The 21,108-nt window shown below is 36.2% G+C and carries 20 protein-coding genes; 17 read left to right on the forward strand and 3 right to left on the reverse strand.

The window, feature by feature from the left end; all coding sequences use genetic code 11:
• Nucleotides 1-49: 49 nt before the first annotated feature.
• Both MKY37_RS19835 and MKY37_RS19840 read left to right on the forward strand, forming a co-directional pair.
• Nucleotides 50-1,621 (forward strand): DUF342 domain-containing protein, encoded by a 1,572-nt coding sequence (locus tag MKY37_RS19835; protein ID WP_340779572.1) that lies wholly within the window; start codon nt 50-52, stop codon nt 1,619-1,621.
• A complete protein-coding gene (locus MKY37_RS19840; protein ID WP_340779573.1) occupies nt 1,614-2,333 on the forward strand; it encodes a glycerophosphodiester phosphodiesterase in 720 nt (239 codons plus the stop codon). Before MKY37_RS19835 ends, MKY37_RS19840 begins: the two co-directional genes overlap by 8 nt.
• Nucleotides 2,334-2,336: 3 nt before the next feature.
• On the opposite strand, the gene MKY37_RS19845 is transcribed toward MKY37_RS19840, so the two are convergent.
• Nucleotides 2,337-2,588: a DUF2627 domain-containing protein gene (locus MKY37_RS19845; protein WP_340779574.1), complete on the reverse strand. Its 252-nt coding sequence runs from the start codon at nt 2,586-2,588 to the stop codon at nt 2,337-2,339.
• A 128-nt stretch (nt 2,589-2,716) separates the two neighbouring features.
• Between MKY37_RS19845 and MKY37_RS19850 the strand changes: the two genes are divergently transcribed.
• From MKY37_RS19850 to MKY37_RS19905, 12 genes are all read left to right on the forward strand, one after another.
• The gene (locus MKY37_RS19850; RefSeq protein ID WP_340779575.1) at nt 2,717-4,738 is read left to right on the forward strand and encodes a sigma 54-interacting transcriptional regulator; all 2,022 of its coding nucleotides are present in this window, start codon (nt 2,717-2,719) and stop codon (nt 4,736-4,738) included.
• Between the two features lie 75 nt (nt 4,739-4,813).
• Entirely contained in the window at nt 4,814-5,908 is a 1,095-nt protein-coding gene (bcd, locus tag MKY37_RS19855) for a branched-chain amino acid dehydrogenase (RefSeq protein WP_340779576.1), read from the forward strand.
• Nucleotides 5,909-6,003: 95 nt separating this feature from the next.
• Nucleotides 6,004-7,434, forward strand: a complete 1,431-nt coding sequence (lpdA, locus tag MKY37_RS19860) for a dihydrolipoyl dehydrogenase (RefSeq protein WP_340779578.1) — start codon at nt 6,004-6,006, stop codon at nt 7,432-7,434.
• 336 nt (nt 7,435-7,770) lie between these two features.
• Nucleotides 7,771-8,781, forward strand: coding sequence for a thiamine pyrophosphate-dependent dehydrogenase E1 component subunit alpha (locus MKY37_RS19865; RefSeq protein WP_340779579.1), 1,011 nt, complete (start codon nt 7,771-7,773; stop codon nt 8,779-8,781).
• On the forward strand, nt 8,781-9,764 hold the full coding sequence (locus MKY37_RS19870; RefSeq protein WP_090563651.1) for an alpha-ketoacid dehydrogenase subunit beta: 984 nt from the start codon (nt 8,781-8,783) through the stop codon (nt 9,762-9,764). The genes MKY37_RS19865 and MKY37_RS19870 overlap by 1 nt, the downstream gene beginning before the upstream one ends.
• Nucleotides 9,765-9,912: 148 nt before the next feature.
• Nucleotides 9,913-11,223 carry a dihydrolipoamide acetyltransferase family protein gene (locus MKY37_RS19875; RefSeq protein ID WP_340779580.1) on the forward strand — a complete coding sequence of 437 codons (1,311 nt, stop codon included), beginning with the start codon at nt 9,913-9,915 and terminating at the stop codon, nt 11,221-11,223.
• Between the two features lie 528 nt (nt 11,224-11,751).
• Entirely contained in the window at nt 11,752-12,744 is a 993-nt protein-coding gene (locus MKY37_RS19880) for an LLM class flavin-dependent oxidoreductase (protein ID WP_340779581.1), read from the forward strand.
• Nucleotides 12,745-12,938: 194 nt separating this feature from the next.
• Nucleotides 12,939-13,334, forward strand: a complete 396-nt coding sequence (locus MKY37_RS19885; protein WP_340779583.1) for a YolD-like family protein — start codon at nt 12,939-12,941, stop codon at nt 13,332-13,334.
• A gap of 136 nt (nt 13,335-13,470) precedes the next feature.
• On the forward strand, nt 13,471-14,130 hold the full coding sequence (locus MKY37_RS19890; RefSeq protein WP_340779584.1) for a VC0807 family protein: 660 nt from the start codon (nt 13,471-13,473) through the stop codon (nt 14,128-14,130).
• Nucleotides 14,131-14,144: 14 nt separating this feature from the next.
• Complete coding sequence (locus MKY37_RS19895) at nt 14,145-14,828, forward strand: HAD family hydrolase (protein ID WP_340779586.1); 684 nt, start codon at nt 14,145-14,147, stop codon at nt 14,826-14,828.
• A gap of 71 nt (nt 14,829-14,899) precedes the next feature.
• The gene (locus tag MKY37_RS19900) at nt 14,900-15,256 is read left to right on the forward strand and encodes a hypothetical protein (protein ID WP_340779587.1); all 357 of its coding nucleotides are present in this window, start codon (nt 14,900-14,902) and stop codon (nt 15,254-15,256) included.
• 29 nt (nt 15,257-15,285) lie between these two features.
• Entirely contained in the window at nt 15,286-16,038 is a 753-nt protein-coding gene (locus MKY37_RS19905) for a phosphotransferase family protein (protein ID WP_340779588.1), read from the forward strand.
• Nucleotides 16,039-16,230: 192 nt separating this feature from the next.
• Here MKY37_RS19905 and MKY37_RS19910 read toward each other — a convergent pair whose 3' ends face one another.
• On the reverse strand, nt 16,231-17,004 hold the full coding sequence (locus MKY37_RS19910) for a Cof-type HAD-IIB family hydrolase (protein WP_340779589.1): 774 nt from the start codon (nt 17,002-17,004) through the stop codon (nt 16,231-16,233).
• Between the two features lie 295 nt (nt 17,005-17,299).
• Here MKY37_RS19910 and MKY37_RS19915 point away from each other — a divergent pair, with 295 nt between their 5' ends.
• From MKY37_RS19915 to MKY37_RS19925, 3 genes are all read left to right on the forward strand, one after another.
• Entirely contained in the window at nt 17,300-17,767 is a 468-nt protein-coding gene (locus MKY37_RS19915) for an NUDIX domain-containing protein (RefSeq protein WP_340779591.1), read from the forward strand.
• Between the two features lie 63 nt (nt 17,768-17,830).
• A complete protein-coding gene (locus MKY37_RS19920) occupies nt 17,831-18,460 on the forward strand; it encodes a hypothetical protein (RefSeq protein ID WP_340779592.1) in 630 nt (209 codons plus the stop codon).
• Between the two features lie 37 nt (nt 18,461-18,497).
• A complete protein-coding gene (locus MKY37_RS19925; protein ID WP_340779594.1) occupies nt 18,498-18,935 on the forward strand; it encodes an SMI1/KNR4 family protein in 438 nt (145 codons plus the stop codon).
• A gap of 336 nt (nt 18,936-19,271) precedes the next feature.
• Here the strand turns inward: MKY37_RS19925 and MKY37_RS19930 are convergent, their stop codons facing one another.
• A complete protein-coding gene (locus MKY37_RS19930; protein ID WP_340779595.1) occupies nt 19,272-20,984 on the reverse strand; it encodes a methyl-accepting chemotaxis protein in 1,713 nt (570 codons plus the stop codon).
• Between the last annotated feature and the right edge of the window lie 124 nt (nt 20,985-21,108).

Below are 21,108 nucleotides of genomic sequence, written 5' to 3' on the forward strand. Positions count from 1 at the left end.
TATTTTTAATAGTGAGTATAATAAATGATGAGAGGAAGTGTTTGGAGTTATGATAATCATTGAGAATGATGAAATAATGCTTTCTACAGAAAATGGACGAGTATTTATGACTATAAAAAACGATCATTATAATCTAAAGAAAGTAGATGAATTAAGTAGAAATCACCCAAGACTGAAAATTTCTAATTTTCTTGCTGTTAAAAAAGCAGTAGAAAGTGGTTCACATGATCCTATTGAGCTAGGTATCTGGATTGATAGTATGGAGTTAGAAGTAAGCAGTGATAAAATGGAGGCATTACTCACTATTTATGAATCCCCAAAATTTATACAAGATAACATAGAAAACCTTCAAATGAATTTGCAAAAGCTACTACAAGACAATCAAATTGTGTACGGTCATCAGCCATTAGACTTATCCACGATTAAAACAGGTAAATCATACATAATTGCAAAAGGACTATCACCTCAAAAAGGTACCGATGCCAAAATTTCTTATTTACAACAAGCGGAAAAGACACCAGTAATTAATGAAGATGGTAAAGCAGATTACTTTGATATGAAATTCCTTGTAGAGATTAATGAGGGATCTTGGCTTGGTGAAAAAATTCCTGCTCAGCAAGGAGTAGCAGGAAAGAATATTTTGGGAGAACCAGTACCCGCACTAATGGGTGACGATTTTCCACTAAAATATGACACTAAATCAGCTTATGAAGTGGAAGAGGAAGGGAAGACGGTTCTTCGTTCTAAAACAAAAGGAGTAATCGGAGAAGTAAATGGATTACTTACGGTCCAAAAGCATCTTGTCATCGATGGTGATGTAGGACTGGAGACAGGTAATTTGAAATTTGACGGTTCTATCCAAGTTAGGGGAACTGTAATGCCTGGCTATTCCATAGTTTCTTCAGGTGATATCTCCATTGAATCCAATGAGGGTGTTCATTCAGCTGAGCTTATTAAATCCACCGAAGGAGATGTATTCATTAAAGGTGGTATTTTTGGTAGAGGAGTCACAAAGGTAGAGGCACATCATAATATATTTGTTAAGCATGCCAATGAATGTACGCTAGAGGCGAAAGATAGTATACACATTGGGTTCTATTCGTTAGGCGCTACAATTTTCTGTGATCATTTGGTTTTAGATGAGCGCAAAGGGAAAATTATTGGTGGTAAAGTTATTGCTATCAATTCCATTACATCTGCATATACAGGTAACAACTCGGAAAGAAAAACGGAATTGATTGTCCAAGGGATAGACCGAAAAATTTTAACCGAAAATGCCAAAACAAAAGCACAAGAAATGATGAAGTTACAGGAAGAAACGACAAAGCTCAATTTTAATTTAAGTCAATTAAATCAATTTAAAAGTTCCATGACAGTTCAACAAGTAGCTATGTATGAGCAAACGAAGCAAAAATATAATGAAATTCAACGTGAGATTAAGGAGTTAGATGAGGAGATTCAGCGTATTTTGAAAATGTTAAGACAAACGTCAGGATACTTTATCCAAATTACAAGAGAAGCAAATCCAGGAACTATTATTCAAATTGGAAGCAAGTCATCCTATCTAACAACACAAACCAAAGGGAAATTTAAATTGGAAAATGGGGAGTTAAATGTCTAATATACCTGTGTATGCTCACCGTGGTGCAGCACTCAAAACAGTAGAGAATTCCATGAAAGCGTTTAAAAGAGCTGTGAAGCTAGGTGTAGATGGAATTGAACTAGATCTACAGCTTTCAGCAGATGGCGTACCTTTTGTAACGCATGATATCGATTTTTTCCGACTAGCGGGAAATAAAAGAAGAATTACGGATATGCTTGCTGAGGAAGTTTTGCAGTTAAAGCTCGGGAGAGTGTTTTACCGAAAGTTTTTCTATTCTAGAGTAGTGACCTTTGATGAATTTATTCATTTTGTGACCCCTTTAGGAATAAAATTAAATATCGAATTGAAGGAATCCTTTCTTGGTAAAACTGAAAAAATTCGAGAAGTGGTAGAAAAAGCATCAAACATTTCAGATGTCCACTTTTCTTCTTTTGAATTTAGCGTGCTCCAAGCCATACACGCTATAGATAGGAGAGTCCAAACAGCTTTTATTGGCAAAAAAAATTCTGATTGGGATTATGTATTATCTATTAAAGAAATAGATGCAATTCATTTTAATAAAAGATTTTACAATACTGATTTGATGAAAAAAGTATGGGATGCTGGTTATCCTATGCGCTTTTATAATATAAAGGGCAACGAAAAATATATTCGAAATCCGCATGAATCGGTAATTGGATGGATCACTGATTATCCCGAAAAAGTAATACAACAACAAAAAAGACGCTGACTTTTATAAGTCTACGTCTTTTTTCTTTTGAAATCGTGGAGCTACTTTCCCATTTTTACGATCACGGTTCAATAAGAATCCTGCAAAGAAGCCTAATCCTAGAACCGTAAATATTAATCCACTTATAAATTGTACGGCTAAGCCACCAATAGGGAGGATTTGCAATCCGAAAAATGTATCTCTCATTAATTTAATCCCAAATGCTGCTAAAATTCCAGGAATTAATAACACGATTAAAGCCGCTAAACGAGCCATTTTTTTCACTCCTGTTCTTACTAATTTAATTTTACTATCAACAATATGATTGTCAACGAAAGAAACTTGCGTTATGATAAATGAGAAGTGCAATAAGTTGCAGATGATTAATGGGGGTGTGCATATTCTTGCAAAACATAATTATAGTAGGCGCAGGTAATGGAGGATATGCACTTTTGAAATTGATACAACAGGCTGAATATCTTCAAGTAATAGCCATTGTAGACATTGATGAAAAAGCTCCCGGGTTAAAACTTGCAAAAGAGATTAATATTCCTACGTATAAGGATTGGAAGCCTCTCCTAAATGGCGATATTCAGATCATCATTGATGTTACGGGAAACCAAGAGGTATTTCAGGAGCTTCTTGCAAATAGACCTGCCACTGCGGTATTAATACCGGGCGAAATTGCCAACTTAATTGTTTCACTTTTAGAAGAAAAAAATAAGTATATAAACATTATTGATCACAAAACGATGATGCAGGAGTTAATCTTCAATTCAATTGAAGAAGGTATGATTGGAATTGATGATCAGGGTATCGTGAATCTATTCAACAAAAGTGCAGAAAAAATGACCCGAATATCCGTCGAAAATGCCATTGGAAAACATGTCCATGAGGTTATCTCATTAAGTGAATTACCGAGAGTGTTCGATACGGAGCGTGTCGAGCTAAACAAAGAACTCATTCTTGAAAGCGGTACCAAAATTGTCACCTCGCGCTATCCGATGATAAACGAAGAAGGGAAAACAGTTGGTGCCTTTGCAGTTTTCAAGGATATTTCGGAAGTAGTTCGATTAGCTGAAGAAATTACAAACCTAACAGAAATTCAAAAAATGTTAGAGGCTATTATTTATTCAAGTGATGATGCGATATCCGTTGTTGACGAAGATGGTAAAGGAATTCTTATTAATCCTGCCTATTCAAGAATAACTGGTTTTAGTGAAGATGAAGTCATTGGGCAACCTGCAACAGCGGATATTTCTGAAGGGGAAAGTATCCATTTAAAAGTGTTGCAAACTCGCAAACCGATTCGTGGTGTTAATCTCCGTGTTGGTAAGCAGAAAAAAGATGTTATCGTTAATGTAGCTCCTATCATCGTTAACCAACAGCTAAAAGGTAGTGTCGGAGTTATACACGATATGACCGAGATGCGAGGATTAATGAAAGAATTAGACCAAGCTCGCACGCTGATCAGAACGTTAGGGGCAACTTATAGCTTTGAAGATATCGTCGGTACATCAAACGAAATAAACTTCACGATTGAGCAAGCTAAGCTAGCAGCAAGTGCTCCAGTGACCGTTCTCTTAAGGGGAGAGGTCGGTGCTGGAAAAGACTTATTTGCTCTTGCTATACACAGTGAAAGTAACCGATCGGGTTATCCGTTCCTTCGTGTAAACTGTAGCTCAGGGGAAGAGCATTTGCTAGAAACGGAACTGTTTGGATCAGAAAAAGATGGGTTTATACAACCTGGAATTTTTGAACAAGCAATAAATGGAACCATTTTCTTGGACGAAGTTGGGGAACTTACGAAAAAGACACAGGCAAAGCTGCTACGTGCTCTTAGAGAAAATGCAATCATTCGGGTAGAAGGAACGACATCTATACCTGTAGATGTGAGAATCATCGCATCAAGTAGCTTGAATCTCGAAAAAGCAATGCTAGAAGGTACTTTTAGAGAAGATTTTTATTATCAATTGAATCGAATGCCGATTCATATACCTTCCTTACGTAATCGTAAGCAGGATATTCCGGCAATAGCTGAGCATTTACTCGTAAAGTTAAATCAAGAATTTGGTCGAAATATAGAAGGATTTTCAGAAGAAGCAATGGAGAGTTTACTTCTATATGATTGGCCGGGGAATGTTCGGGAGCTGGAAAATGTCATTAGTCGTTCGATGATCTTTTTGCAGCCGAATGATCGAATAGTGGAAGAGTCCCACCTACCAAAGTCAATGCTAGTTTTACCAAGTGAGGACAAGGGAGAGACTTCACTTGGCACATTAGCAGAACAAATGGATGAAATGGAAAAGAAAGTGTTGGCACAAGCATTAAAAGTTTCTGGGGGAAATAAATCACGAACCGCCAAACAACTTAACATTTCACTCCGCACGCTATATTACAAGTTAGAAAAATATCATTTAGCATAAATGGGAAACACTTCAAACAATAGGGGTATTGAATATATAAGTACAACCCATTTTAACTACTAGGAGGAACTACACATGGAAATCTTTAAATATATGGAAACTTATGATTACGAACAATTGGTATTCTGCCAGGATAAAACTTCAGGGTTAAAAGCAATAATTGCAATTCACGATACAACTTTAGGTCCGGCACTTGGTGGGACTCGTATGTGGAATTATGCAACTGAAGAAGAAGCGATTGAGGATGCATTACGTCTTGCAAAAGGTATGACTTATAAAAATGCAGCTGCAGGTCTAAACCTTGGTGGTGGTAAAACCGTAATAATCGGGGATCCATTAAAGGATAAAAATGAAGAAATGTTCCGTGCTTTCGGTCGTTTCATCCAAGGGTTAAATGGTCGTTATATTACAGCAGAGGATGTTGGTACAACTGTAGCGGACATGGACTTAATCCATGAAGAAACTAACTATGTAACTGGTATTTCAGAAGCATTTGGTTCTTCAGGTAATCCATCACCAGTAACAGCTTACGGAGTTTATGTTGGGATGAAAGCTGCCGCTAAAGAAGCATTTGGCTCAGATTCTTTAGAAGGTAAAACTGTAGCAGTACAAGGTGTTGGTAATGTAGCATACACGCTTTGCGAATACCTACACAAAGAAGGCGCAAAACTAATTGTTGCAGATATTAACCAAGTATCGGTTGACCGTGCAGTGAATGCATTCGGAGCAGTTCAAGTTGATGTGAACGACATTTACTCGGTAGAAGCAGATATTTTTGCTCCATGTGCTTTAGGTGCGATTATTAATGACAATACAATTCCACAACTAAAAGCGAAAGTAATTGCTGGTTCAGCAAATAACCAATTACGTGAAACAACACATGGAGATATAATCCATGAAATGGGCATTGTTTATGCTCCAGATTATGTTATTAACTCAGGTGGCGTTATTAATGTAGCGGATGAATTATATGGCTACAATGCGGAGCGTGCAATGAAACGTGTAGCAACTATTTATGATAAAATCGAACGTATTTTTGAAATTTCAAAACGCGATGGTGTTCCATCATATGTTGCTGCTGACCGTTTGGCGGAAGAGCGTATTGCTCGAGTAAGTAAATCTCGTAGTCAATTCCTACAAAATGGAAAACATATTTTAAACGGACGTTAATACAACAACTAATTTCATCTATTGAACTAAAGTAGGCCGTCTTTCTTTTAAAGTAAAGCGGCCTTCTTAGATGGAAATAAAAGGAGATGGTAAAGTTGGCAAAAGATTATGATGTAGTAATTATCGGTGGGGGTACTGGCGGATATGTTGCTGCTATACGTTCGGCTCAACTTGGATTAAAAACAGCAATCGTTGAAAAAGGAAATTTAGGTGGTACTTGCTTACATAAAGGCTGTATTCCAAGTAAAGCTTTACTTCGTAGTGCTGAAGTGTATGCAACTACTAAAAATCATGCAGCGGATTTCGGTGTAAATACTGGAGAGGTAACACTAGACTTTAGTCGAGTACAGGCACGCAAGGAATCTATCGTCAACCAATTACATCAAGGTGTGCAAGGCTTGATGAAAAAAGGGAAAATAGATGTTTATGAAGGTACAGGTAGAATGTTAGGACCTTCTATTTTTTCACCTTCTCCAGGTGGAACTATATCTGTAGAAATGAACAATGGCGATGAAAACGAAATGCTTATACCGAAAAACGTAGTGATCGCAACAGGTTCAAGACCTCGTACATTACCAGGCTTAACAATTGACGGACAATTTGTCATGAGTTCCGATGAAGCTTTGTCAATGACAGAGTTACCAAAATCTATTTTAATAGTAGGTGGCGGAGTTATTGGAATTGAATGGGCATCTATGCTTAATGATTTTGGAGTAGAAGTAACTGTGATCGAGTATGCTGATCGTATCATTCCGACAGAGGATAAAGATATCTCGAAAGAAATGCAAAAGCTATTATCAAAAAAGGGTATAACATTTGTAACAAGTGCAAAAGTACTCCCAGAGACATTAGAAACAAAAGAAAAAGAAGTGCAAATTTCAGCAGAAATTAATGGTGAAACGAAAACCTTCGCTGCAGAAAAGATGTTAGTTTCTGTTGGCAGACAAGCAAATATAGAAGGTATTGGCATTGAAAATACAGATATCGTTGTAGAAAAAGGATTTATCCAAGTATCAGAAACTTTACAAACAAAAGAATCTCATATATATGCAATTGGAGATGTGATCGGTGGACTTCAACTGGCGCATGTGGCTAGTCATGAAGGAATTACGGCGATTGAACATATTGCTGGTAACGATATCACTCCAATTGACTATGCATTAGTTTCACGTTGCATCTATTCGAATCCTGAAGCTTCAAGCGTTGGTATTACCGAACAACAAGCAAAGGAACAAGGATTTGATGTAAAGGTTGGTAAATTCTCATTTAAAGCGATTGGAAAAGCACTTGTTTACGGCGAATCTGATGGTTTCGTGAAAATTGTTGCAGACAAAAAGACAAATGATATTCTAGGGGTTCATATGATTGGACCACATGTAACCGATATGATTTCAGAAGCTGGTTTAGCAATGGTTTTAGACGCAACACCTTGGGAAATTGCCCATACGATTCACCCACACCCTACACTAAGTGAAGTAATGGGTGAAGCAGCACTTGCTGTAGATGGTAAAGCTATACACAACTAGAAAAGCGCTGGAAGAATTGCGCTAAAGGCGCACTTGGCCGAGGAGAAATCAGTCTAAGTTCGCGAAATCCTGTCGCAACGAATGACTAACCTGCATCGTGTGGCCCCGCAAGTCTCCGCGGAAAGCGTCCACATGAAACGGAAATCACAGGAATATTTGTTCTTTAAAGCCCCATTTATCCAGTGTTCACAGGATATCTTTATGTACTTTCTATCTTTCTAGAAAAGTGCAATCGCCTACTCAAGCTATGAAAAAGGCTGGGGCACTAAAGTTAGCTATACATGGGATGAAAAGCAATCAATTAATACTTATACTTTTATAAAGGGGGAGTTCTAGATGACAACAAATCGTCATGAAGAATTAGGTTTAACAAATGAAGATGTGTTAACAATGTTTGAAACGATGCTAATGGCACGCCGTATCGATGAGCGTATGTGGTTATTAAACCGTGCTGGGAAAATTCCTTTTGTTATTTCTTGTCAAGGTCAAGAAGCCGCTCAAGTAGGAGCAGCTTTTGCACTTGATAATACAAAAGACTATATTGCACCTTATTATCGTGATATGGGTGTTGTTTTACATTTCGGAATGACTGCAAAAGATTTAATGCTTTCAGCTTTTGCAAAAGCTGAGGATCCGAACTCTGGTGGTCGTCAAATGCCAGGGCATTTTGGTCAAAAGAAAAATAGAATCCTAACTGGTTCTTCACCTGTTACAACTCAGCTCCCACATGCTGTGGGAGTAGCTCTAGCTGCGAAAATTGAGAAAAAGGATTTTATTACCTTTGTAACGCTTGGAGAGGGTTCCTCTAACCAAGGGGATTTCCATGAAGGACTAAACTTTGCAGGAGTTCACCAATTACCATGTATTACAATGGTTGAAAATAATAACTATGCTATTTCTGTACCGTTTGATCGCCAGGTTGCGAGTAAAACAGTTGCAGACCGTGCTTCCAGTTATGGTATGCCTGGTGTAACTGTAGACGGGAAAGATCCAGTCGAAGTTTACCGAGTAGTGAAGGAAGCTGCGGATCGTGCACGTAACGGTGAAGGTCCAAGCTTGATAGAAGCAGTGACATATAGATTAACTGCTCACTCTTCTGATGACGATGACAGACAATACCGTACAGCAGAAGATATTGCGGAGGGTAAAGCATTAGATCCACTTATTACATTCGCGAAATATTTGCGTGACTTAGATATTTTATCTACAGATTTAGAAAAAGAGATTAATGATCGTATTATGAAGGAAGTAAATGAAGCAACTGACTATGCAGAAAGTGCTCCATATGCTGCACCTGAAGATGCGCTATTGCATGTATACGCTGAAAAAGACGGGGGGAACGCATAATGGCAATCATGTCTTATATTGATGCAATCACACTTGCAATGAAAGAAGAAATGACTCGTGATGAACGCGTTTTCGTACTTGGGGAAGATGTTGGTCGTAAGGGTGGAGTATTCAAAGCAACAAACGGTCTCTATGATGAATTTGGAGAGTATCGTGTGCTAGATACACCTCTTGCAGAATCTGCTATAGCTGGAGTTGGAATAGGTGCTGCAATGTATGGGCTACGTCCAATTGCAGAAATGCAGTTTGCTGACTTTATCATGCCTGCTGTAAACCAAATTATTTCCGAAGCATCACGTATTCGTTACCGTTCTAACAATGATTGGACTTGTCCGATTGTTTTCAGAGCTCCATTTGGTGGAGGAATTCACGGAGCACTTTATCATTCACAATCGGTGGAAGCAATTTTTGCTAACCAACCTGGGTTGAAAATTGTTATTCCATCTACACCGTACGATGCTAAAGGTCTGTTAAAAGCGGCAATTCGCGATGAAGATCCTGTTATGTTCTTTGAGCATAAACGTGCGTACCGCCTTATTAAAGGGGAAGTTCCCGAAGAAGATTATACAATAGAAATCGGTAAAGCAGATGTGAAGCGTGAAGGCGAAGATATTACAGTTATTACGTACGGCCTTGCTGTTCATTTTGCTTTACAGGCTGCGGAACGCTTAGAAAAAGACGGTATTTCTGCGCATATTCTTGATTTACGTACTATTTATCCTTTAGATAAAGAGGGAATTATTGAAGCTGCATCTAAAACAGGTAAAGTCCTTTTAGTAACAGAAGATAACAAAGAAGGTAGTATTATAGGGGAAGTTGCTGCAATTATTGCAGAAAACTGCTTATTTGACCTAGATGCACCGATTATGCGTCTTGCTGGTCCTGATATTCCAGCTATGCCATATGCACCAACGATGGAAAAATTCTTCATGATCAATCCAGATAAAGTTGAAAAAGCGATGCGTGAGCTAGCGGAATACTAACTTCATTCAGTAAAAAAAGACTTTGCCAAATGAAGTTAATGCCTCCGGCGGATGTCACAGATTTTTTTAAGGAATTTATCGAGCAAGCAAGCTCGATAAAAATCTGGACCCAAATACGCCAAGGCGAATTTGATAAGGAGGAAAACGAATGGCAATCGAACAAATAAAAATGCCCCAGTTAGGGGAAAGTGTAACTGAAGGAACGATAGAAAAATGGTTAGTAAAACCAGGGGATCACGTAAACAAATATGATGCTCTAGCGGAAGTTAACACGGACAAAGTAACAGCTGAAGTGCCATCTTCTTTTACAGGAATTATTAAAGAATTGATCGCAAACGAAGGAGACACACTAGCTGTTGGTGAAATCGTTTGTACAATAGAAACAGAAGGTGGAACTTCAGCTTCTGAGGGAATAGTGGAGGTAAAAGAGGCTGCTCCTGAAGAGCCTACTGCTGAAACTGTTAAACCTGCGGAAGTACAAAAGCACGCAGCACCTGTAGAACGTGAAAAGGGTGCCAAAGCGCGTTATTCACCTGCAGTGCTTAAGATTTCACAGGAGCATGGTATCGATCTTTCTCTTGTTACTGGTACAGGAAACGAAGGACGTATAACTCGTAAGGATTTACTGAAAATTGTTGAGAGTGGAGAAATTCCAGTTGCAAAAGTGGAGCAAGAGGCAATCTTAACTCCTTCTACGCCTGTTGCAACAAGTGCACCTGCTCCAAAACCAGCACCAGCTAACATTCCAGTAGCAGTTGGAGATATCGAAATCCCTGTGACCGGTGTGCGGAAAGCAATTGCAGCAAATATGCTACGCAGTAAACATGAAGCTCCTCACGCATGGACAATGATTGAAGTGGATGTTACGAGCATGGTTCAATACCGTGACTCTATCAAAAATGAATTCAAACAAAAAGAAGGATTTAATGTTACCTACTTCGCTTTCTTCGTGAAAGCTGTTTCGCAAGCATTAAAAGAATTCCCTATGATGAATTCCATGTGGGCTGGAGACAAAATCGTTCAGAAAAAAGACATCAATATTTCGATCGCAGTAGCGACAGAAGATGCGCTATACGTTCCAGTTATTAAAAATGCTGACGAAAAAACGATTAAAGGTATTGGTCGTGAAGTAAACGAACTTGCTTCAAAAGTGCGTTCTGGCAAGCTAAAATCAGATGAAATGCAAGGTGGTACATTCACTGTAAACAATACAGGATCATTTGGTTCTGTTCAGTCTATGGGAATTATCAACTACCCACAAGCGGCTATTCTTCAAGTAGAATCGATTGTAAAACGTCCTGTGATTATGGACGGTGGAATGATTGCTGCGCGTGATATGGTAAACTTATGTCTTTCATTAGATCACCGTGTACTAGACGGCTTAGTTGCCGGTCGTTTCTTAGCACGTGTGAAAGAAATACTGGAGAATATTACAAAAGAAAATACATCCGTTTATTAATAAAACATGAAAAAGGTAGGGCATTCTTGCTCTACCTTTTTGCTGATTACGGGTATATTAAATTCATTGTGTATTACAAAAGAGATATAGTTAACTTTTATCCAAAAGAAGAATTAGATAACTACCTGCACAAAGAAAAATTGCTACTTCAGTTAATAAAAACATTAAAAATTCAAGTGAAGTTAGTTTTCTGTCTCTTTTAGTCCTTTTAAAATGTCTATAGTAATAGATGGAACATACGAGTAGTATTATCGCAGATATTTGAAATATGTTCTCCACTAGACTAACCAAAAAATCATCTCCTTAAAAATTGGGAATGAGCTGTTAAGATTTTATGTCTCTATTAAAATAAACAGAAGTAGAAATTTTTGTCCGTAAACGATAAATTCATTTTCCCCTAAAAAAGTTTTTCCACTTTTCCTATATTCCAATTAATTCGAGCCCCTTTCGTTTACTTTTTAATCGTTGTTCGATAGCATTTAAAAAGTAAGTATTTAAACGAGCATTTGTAGAAGGGAAGATAGATAGATGAGATTAAGTGTATTAGATCAAGCGCCAATCACAATCGGAAATACAGCAGCAGGAGCATTAAAAAAAGCAGAAGAGCTGGCTATTTTAGCAGATGAGTTAGGTTATTATCGTATGTGGATGGCGGAACATCATGGAACAGGTACTATTGCAAGTTCTGCTCCCGAAGTGATTGCTGCCCATTTAGCGGCGAAAACAAAGAATATCCGTATTGGGACCGGTGGAGTAATGATGATGCATTATTCACCATTGAAACTTGCGGAAGTGTTTAAAACATTAAGTGCGTTTTCACCCGGTCGTATTGATTTTGGTGTTGGTCGTGCTCCAGGGGGAGATAATTATGCAATGTATGCTCTTTCTGAGGGTCGTCAGCCGATGCTAAATAATATGTATGAAAAACTAACGACTACGCTACAATTACTGAACGATGAAGTGCCAGAAGATAGTATATATAACCGAACAATCGCCACTCCAGCGAATATTGTATTACCAGAAGCTTGGCTGCTCGGTTCCACTGGAAATAGTGCTATTCAAGCCGGTCGATTAGGAGTCGGCTATTCATTTGCTCAGTTTTTCCAAGGTGGGATGACGAGAGAAATTTTCGATACTTACCGAAGCAACTTCAAGCCTTCTGCACTAATGGAGAAGCCAGAAATCAACGTAACGTATATGGTAACAGTTGCTGAAACAAAGGAAGAAGCAGAATATGAAGCACTTCCTCAAGATATTTCGAGACTCTCTTTAATGAGAGGTCAAATTCGCCAAACATTAACACCGGAAGAAGCGCAAAACTATCCTTTAACCGAAATGGACCGTATGATGATTCAAGAAAACCGCAAAATTCATTTAGTTGGTACACCAAAAGAGGTAGCAACGATTTTGCAAGAAGAGCAGGCTCATTTTGGATTTGAGGAAGCGATGATTTGTAGCATTCCACATTCCCAAGAAAAAAGGTTAAACGTTTACCGTTTACTCGCAAAAGAATTGATGTAAATAAATGGACGCACTTTTGGATTTGAGGAAGCGATGATTTGTAGCATTCCACATTCACAAGAAAAAAGGTTAAGCGTTTACCGTTTACTCGCAAAAGAATTGATGTAAATAAATGGACGCACTTGTCATGGGTGCGTCTTTTTTTGTATCCATTTATTTCTACTTGAAATAAGAACAAATGTTCGTTATGATAAATGAAAAAGAAAGAACGTGATAGCATGGCTAACTTCGAGGAAGATTGGAACCAATTAGATTTATCCCAGTTACAGGATCGTGGATCAAAAAAATGGGTAGCGATGATGTTACCAGAGCATGTGAAAATGCTTCGTGAGTATAGTGAAGAGATAAAAAAAGAACCTCGCCCAGACTTAAATGAGTTTGACTATGAAGCTATTCAGGATCAAATCGTACTTGCAATGAAACGAAATGTCGAAATCAAAATAAAACGGTGGAAAGAGGGAGAATTTATCTATAACCGCGGTACAATACAATGGATTGATTTGAGGAAACGAACAATCGAACTAGAAGACCCTTTTCGCTCATTTGAATTATATATTGATGAAATTGTAGACGTCAGCCTATTGGAATAGCAATTATCGAAAGCATCATCCTCTCAATGTGGATGATGTTTTTATGTATGAATTAAAAAAGAAGGATTTTAACAGGAAGATGTGGAAGATTATTCTAGAAGAATTGATTAGATAAAAAAATCGAAGGAGTATATGAATGAAAAAGTACACTGTCATACTCGATCTCATATTCTATATGGCTCTACCGTTTGCAATCTGGACATATGGAAGGGAAAGTCTAGTGGATTACTGGGCGATGCTTTTATCTACAGCACCTGGTTTTATTTATACGATCATAAATTTTATTAGAGATCGCCAGTTTAACATAACGGGCATTTTTATATTAGTAAGTCTACTTGTTGGGACAGTTGTTGATATACTGTCAGGAACTGCAGTGAGGATGCTATGGAACCAAGTATTCGTGGGAGTTGCATTTAGTGGAGTATTTTTAATATCGATGCTTATTAAAAAGCCGCTACCCTTATACTTTATGATGGATATGGCATTTTTACAAGGATATCCGCGAGAAAGTAGTAGAATGATTTATTTCAAAAAAGAATTATTACGGTGGTTCCAACTACTTACATTAATTTTTGTACTGAGAGGAATTACTCTAGCACTATTAAAATCCTGGTTGCTAAACAAACATGGAGTAGACGCATATGGCTCCATGCTTATATATTTAAGGGTTACTAGCTGGATATTCGGTGGAGTAATGATTATAGGGTATATTTTTATTGGAAACGAAATAAAAAAAGTAGTGAGTAAGCTGACAATTCCAAAGAAAGAGATAGAATTAGTGACAGAATCTAAATAAAAGGGTGAATAATAATGATAAAAGCAGTTCTGTTTGATTTGGATGGTACGCTACTCAATAGAGATGAGTCGTTAAAGATATTTGCCTACAAGCAATACGAGAGACTGTTTGATCTTATAGGTCATATTCCAAAAGAAACGTATATAACAAGGTTTATACAACTAGACAGTCGAGGGTATGTTTGGAAAGATAAAGTTTATCGACAATTAGTGGAGGAGTTTGGGATTACCAAAATTACTTCGGAAGAACTGCTTGATGATTATGTGAATGAATTTAAGCATTGTTGTGTCCCTTTCGATAATCTGTTGTCAATGCTAGAGGAATTAAAGAAAAGAAATATGCTAATCGGAATGATTACAAATGGATACGGTCAATTTCAACTGGATAATATAAAGGCTTTAGGGATAGAAAATTATTTTCAAACCATTTTAGTTTCTGAATGGGAGGATGTTAAAAAGCCAGATTCCCAAATATTTTTACGTGCTGCCCGTAAACTTGGAGTGCTGCCAAGCGAATGTGTTTTTATGGGTGACCATCCAGAAAATGATGTGCAAGGTGCTACAAATGTAGGGATGATAGGTATTTGGAAGAAAGATATTCAATGGACGGATGTTCAAGCTGAGTATGTAGTAGATGATTTAATGGAAATTCCAGCTATTATCGATGAGTTGGCGAAAAGAGGTATAGAAATTCATTGAGTCCTAGCGAATTAATAGAATTGATGATTGTGGGAGGAGTTTTACTCGTTATATTATTTTTTTCTTTACTTTTGAAAGGAAAATGGAGAAAAATAATTCAAGGATTAGCTGTTGTCTATCTAGTGGCTTTTGGGATCTTTTATGCAGTGCGTCCATCCTGGATTGATTTGCAAATTGAAAACAAAATTGGTTACCTAGACCTGTATTTGAAAGAACAGTATCCAGAGGAAACGTGGGAATTCAGTCCAGTACCTCACCGAGAGGATGGCTATAAACATATGAATCCATATCATATTGGAGTAAAATTTGAAACTGAACCAGAAGTGGAATACAAATATTTTGTTATTAATAAAGATGAGATTATTCAAACTGGCTATTCAGGCGGAAATGAATCACAAATTGATCTATCTCATTTGGAAGAAGAATAAATACCTTGGAATTTTGGGAGGGATAACAAATGAAATTGGGGATTCCAATAGCAATAGGAAATACAGCAAAAATATACCTTTATGAAAACAAGATTGTCAAAATATTTAAGGACGATTTGCCAGATACGGAATCGTCATATGAAGCAAATAAACAAAAAATTGCATATTCGAGTGGACTTTCCGTCCCAAAAGTATTGGATGTCACGAAGATAGATGGGAAACAAGCTATCATAATGGAATATATTAAGGGAAGAACATTAGGTGATCTATTAACTGAAAATCTGGAACAAACAGAGTACTACATGAATATTTCCATTGATGTACAACGAAAAATCCATATGGTTGGTGTAGATTCACTTGAACCAATGACTGAGAAATTACGTCGTCAAATTAAATCGGCCCCTAATTTAGATGAAAGATATAAGTCTATATTAATACAGAAATTAGAAGCGATGACCTTTGAAAATAAGCTATGTCATGGTGATTTCCATTTATATAATTTGATAATGTCTGATAACAAAGTGATAATTATAGATTGGGTTGATGCTAGCGTAGGTGATATACGTGCCGACATATATCGGACGTACTTATTGTATTCACAGTTTTCAGTGGAATTAGCTGAAATGTATTTGCGACTCTATTGTGAGAAAAGTGGATTGTCGAAATACGAAGTTCTTCAGTGGGCTCCTATCATTGCTGGAGCAAGATTATCTGAAAATGTTTCATCTGAAAAAACGGCACGCCTTATGGATATAATAGATCATTACTGCCCATTACAGTAATTGATATCACAGGATAAGAATCCATTTCGATTATATTTTATTCAAAATTAGATTTCTTTTTACACATTCTTTATTTCAAGAATGTTTTTTTCATAGAATAAGAAAGTATATAAAATGTCACGTGATCAAAGGGGTTATGGTATTTTAAATGCAAACATTATTAGGATAATAATAGACCTTTATAAAAAGATTTTAAATTATCCCGAACTTTTTTAATGCAAAGTCGATTCCGTCTTCACTTGACTTCTTAGTAACGAAATCTGCAACTTCCTTTAAGTTTTCATTTCCATTCCCCATAGCTATTCCAAGTCCCACCAATTCCAACATGTCTATATCATTTTCTCCATCACCAAATGCAATAGCCTCGGATTTATCGATGTCGAAATACTGTAAAACTTTTAGTATGGCCAAAGATTTAGAAACCTCTTCTTGTAACACATTCAACACAAAAGGATGCCATCTCTTAAATGTTAGATGAGGAAATTTTTGAATATATTTCTCAACCGTTTTGTCATTTGCATACAAACACATTAAGTACACCTCTTGGTTATAGATCAAGTGATCGATAGTAGGGTATTCATTCAATGATAAAGTTTCCTTCAATGCTTTTAATGTTTCTGGATCTTTTACACCGTTCATGCTAAATTCTTCAGTGAAAAAAGATAGATCCTGATTTGCTATGGACGCAAATTCCAATACTTCTTGTATGTTTTTATTGTCCATTGGGACTTTATGAATAATCGTTTGGTCGTGCTTCACATATGCCCCATTTGCTGTAATGAATGTGTCTATTCCTAATTCATTTATTTCCTTACACATGGATAACGGTCTTCCAGTTGCGGCTACAACTCTTAGACCTTTGTTTTTTAATGCTTTTATTGCTTCTTTCGTCTTAATTGAAATGCTACCATCTTTATCATGCGTAATAGTTCCATCTATATCGAAAAATACAATTTTATAGTCCATAAAAATCCCCTCTTAAAAAGTCAAATATAGAAAGGTAAGTAACCTAAAAAATAAAAGACTAATGTCTAAATACAAATATTACCACACTCTTATAATATAAACTTGAAGATATAATCACGCAACATTCAAAAAAGAATAAAATGCAAAAATAAATGATGCAAAACTTTAATATTGTATTAACGCAGGTTAGCTAGTTGATCTAGAAGGAATATTAGCCCAACTTCTAGAATACATAGGACAAGAACGACGTTTGGGAGATTACCTACTTTGAAAACATATGTTAGGGGAGAATTATTTGCAAACATTTCATCATTTAGCAAGAGGCATCTTTATAAAAGATAAAAAAGTGTTACTGGCCAAAGCTGCAGGATATACCAATACATTTTTGCCAGGTGGTCACATTGAATTTGGTGAAAGTGCTAAAGAAGCACTGGTAAGAGAAATCGAAGAAGAATTAAGTATTGCAAGTACAGTGGTAAATTTCATTGGCTTAGTGGAACATAAATGGGAAAAGAAAGGCATCTTAAATTGCGAAATAAATCAAATATTTGAGGTTAAAAGTGAGGAATTAAAGACAAGCGATAACCCAAAATCTAGTGAAGCCCATCTAGAGTTCTTTTGGTGTGATGCAGACGACTTGGAGACTAAAAACTTGCAGCCTTCCCCATTTAGGAGTCTAATAAAAAATTACTTAAACGGAAATAAGAGTGTTTGGTGGGAGAGCACGTTAAACGCGGAAGTAGACGATTCAAATAGAAATTGAGATCGATTTGAAGGAGAATGTTTGCTCTTCAGATGAGGTATTTTCAACAAAGGAGAATAAGGAATGCATCAGAGAAAGCATATAAAGTATTTTCATTATGGATGGGATATAAATGATTATAGTGAGATTTTAAATTTCGCTAGCAAACAACGGAAGCAAGTAAAAATGGTAAGTTACGGTTGTAATTTAGACTATGAATTAATTCATAATCTAATAAAAAAGTATTTAGTGCCAAAAGTTGAAAGGGAAAATGGAGCATTTATAGAAATAAGTTTTGACTTTTATGATGCAAATCTTGATAATCAGGCATTAAGTGACTATTTTTTTAAAGTTTTCAACGTAGGCGAAAATAGATTTTTGGAATTTGAAAAGGACTTACACCAGCTTGCAGGTAAGCATATTCGGTGTCACTACAACATAAGAGGGCATTTCGAAGTACAGTTAAATGGCAAACAGTATTCAACACTTGTTTATAAAGCATTGGATTGTTCAGCAATTTATCGTGAGGCAATAGACGGCCGATATATATTTTTTATCGATACAGAATCAGAGGATAACGAAGAGATTAGGTCTAAAATGCATTTATTACCCCCAAATTTACAATCGCTCCATCTACCAGTAAATTTCTCAGAAATACAGAAGGAAGTATATGTAAAAGATTGGATTCGCAGTATAATGGCTTACCATATTTAGTTATTTAACAAATAAAGGAATGAGGATAAATAATAAGATGAAGTGGAGAAATTACATAGAGTCTATATCGAAAGAATATCTTTTTAAAGCGCCGGCAACCAATACGAATATAACTCTTATAAAGAAAGAGTTAAACGTTGAATTACCTGAGAAGTTACTAGAATTACTGCGTGAAACAAATGGAATATTTGATAAGTATGAATGTCCCCTAATCTGGTCTGCTGAACAGATAGTGGAAGATAACTTGTTTTTTAGAAATTTTGATGACTACAAAGATATTTATATGCCTTTCGATCATTTACTATTTTTTTCAGATGCAGGTAATGGAGATTTATTCGGTTATAGAGTATTAAATGGGAGAATTCGAGACGATGAAATTTATGCGTGGAATCATGAAGATGATAGTAGAACATGGATTTCCTCTTCGATAGAAAGCTTTGTGAAAGGGTGGATTACTGGCGAAATTACTATTTAATAGAACCAAGGCCGCATTTGTAAATCTGAATCATTTTATGAAATTCTTGTGTTATCAATTGTATTTTATATGAGTAAAGTTTCGTGACATATGCACTCATAGCAATTTGGGAGGTAAAGATGGAAAATTGCCCGTCTTGTAATTATATATAAACTACAGAAATCAAGCGCTAGCCTTATTTAAGGTTAGCGCTTGATTTGTATAGTATAGTTAGATTGATTCAGAAACAAGGACCATTCAAGCATGAATATTATTTGACACTCGTGCAGTTTGCCAACTAACTGTATGATTTAGGGATATCTTCTGTAGAATTAGTTTCTTAAAAAAACTAGTCCATTAAATTTTAAATTGGTTGATAATAACCTGTAGATCATCAGCTAATTTGGCAAGAGCCATTGAAGATGATGTTATTTCTTCCATCGATGCAAGTTGTTCTTGTGTTGCTGCTGATATATTCTGGGTAATCGCAGAAGTCTCTTGGGCAACATTACTTACATTTTCAATGGAGTCATTAACTGAAATTGTTCCATTTGACAATTTCTTGAGTGAATCTGAAATATCTTCTATTTGTGAAACAACACCGTTAACAGCTTGTTCAATTTTCTCGAAAGAACTTCCTGCAACACTAACGACATTAAGACCGGATTGAACTTCTTCAGCTGCTTTTTCCATTGTTTTTAAAGTCAAATTAGTATCATTTTGAATTAATTGAATAAGGTTCCCGATTTGTTCAGTAGAATTTGTGGATTCTTCAGCTAGTTTTCTTACTTCATCGGCAACAACCGCAAATCCTTTGCCATGTTCCCCAGCTCTGGCAGCTTCAATAGCAGCATTTAATGCTAACAAATTAGTTTGAGCTGATATTCCTGTTATCACATTAGTAATCTGACTGATTTCATTAGATCTTGCATCGAGGTTTCCAACTGCCTTAGATAAGCTATTTACATTCTCATTAATAGAATTCATTTGTTCATTTACTTTTTGAATAGCTTTATTTCCTTCAGTTGAAAGTGTAGCTGCTTGAAGGACGTCTTTCGTAATTTCCTCTGTATGTTTGGAAATTGTTTTTGTGTAATTAGTAATGTCTTTCATAACTTTAAAACTATTTTCAACTGTATCCAACTGTTTATCTGATCCTGAAGCAAGTTCTTGAACAGTTAGGGTGATATGTTCGCTTGCATTGCTATTTTGCTCTGCACTCGCACTTAATTGTTCAGAAGCAGATGCAACTTGTTGAGAAGAGTCTTGGACAGTAATAAATACAGCTTGGAGTGAATTTGTCATATTGTTATAGGAAGCAGTAAGTTCTCCAATCTCATCCTTAGATTCGTAGTTGCCTTTACCTGTAAAGTCTCCATTTTCAGCTTCCATAAGTAAACCTTTAACTTCTTTAATTGGACGAACTATCATACGGGTAATTATTATACTTAAAGTAACTAAAATTAGTAATACTACAATAGCAATACCTGTGACAAAAACAAGTACTTTTTGTTTTTTATCATTATTATCCTTGTTTATTGTATCTGCAATTTCTATGTTATATTTCTGCATTTCTTTCAAGATGTCATTTACAGAAGCTCGGTTTTTTTCAACTTCACCCATATACAATGAATATGCCTCTTCATTTTTATTGATTGCAGCAAGCTCCATTACTTTATCTCTATTGTTAGCAAATTCTTGTGCACGCTCTTTGTATTGCTCAATTAAATTTATTTCCTCTTTCGTTAGATCCGTATTTTCAATTTCAGAGACAAGTGAATCAATTTCCTCCCATGCAGATGAAATTTCATTAATTAACTCTGTGGTTCTTTCAGGGTCATTTGTTACAAGAGCTTCTAATGTGTATGCATCACTCGCTCTGGCATTTACTCTGATTTGCATTACTTTATTCAGATGCAGTAGGTTATCTTTATACATAACATTCGAACCTTTTGCCATTTCATTAATATAGCTGATTCCCAGCGCTCCTACTGAGCTAAGTCCTAATGCGCTTGCAATGATAATTATTAATAATTTTTTGCTAATACTTAAATTTCTTAAAAACTTCAAATTGAATACTCCTCTGCATTTTTTCTATTTCAATTTAACTATCGGTTATAAATTAAAAAAATCCAATTGAAATTAATACCATATTATAGAAAGGTGCTTGAATGTTTCTAAAATAGCTTATTTT

This window comes from Psychrobacillus sp. FSL K6-2836 (assembly GCF_038003085.1).
Lineage (GTDB): Bacteria > Bacillota > Bacilli > Bacillales_A > Planococcaceae > Psychrobacillus.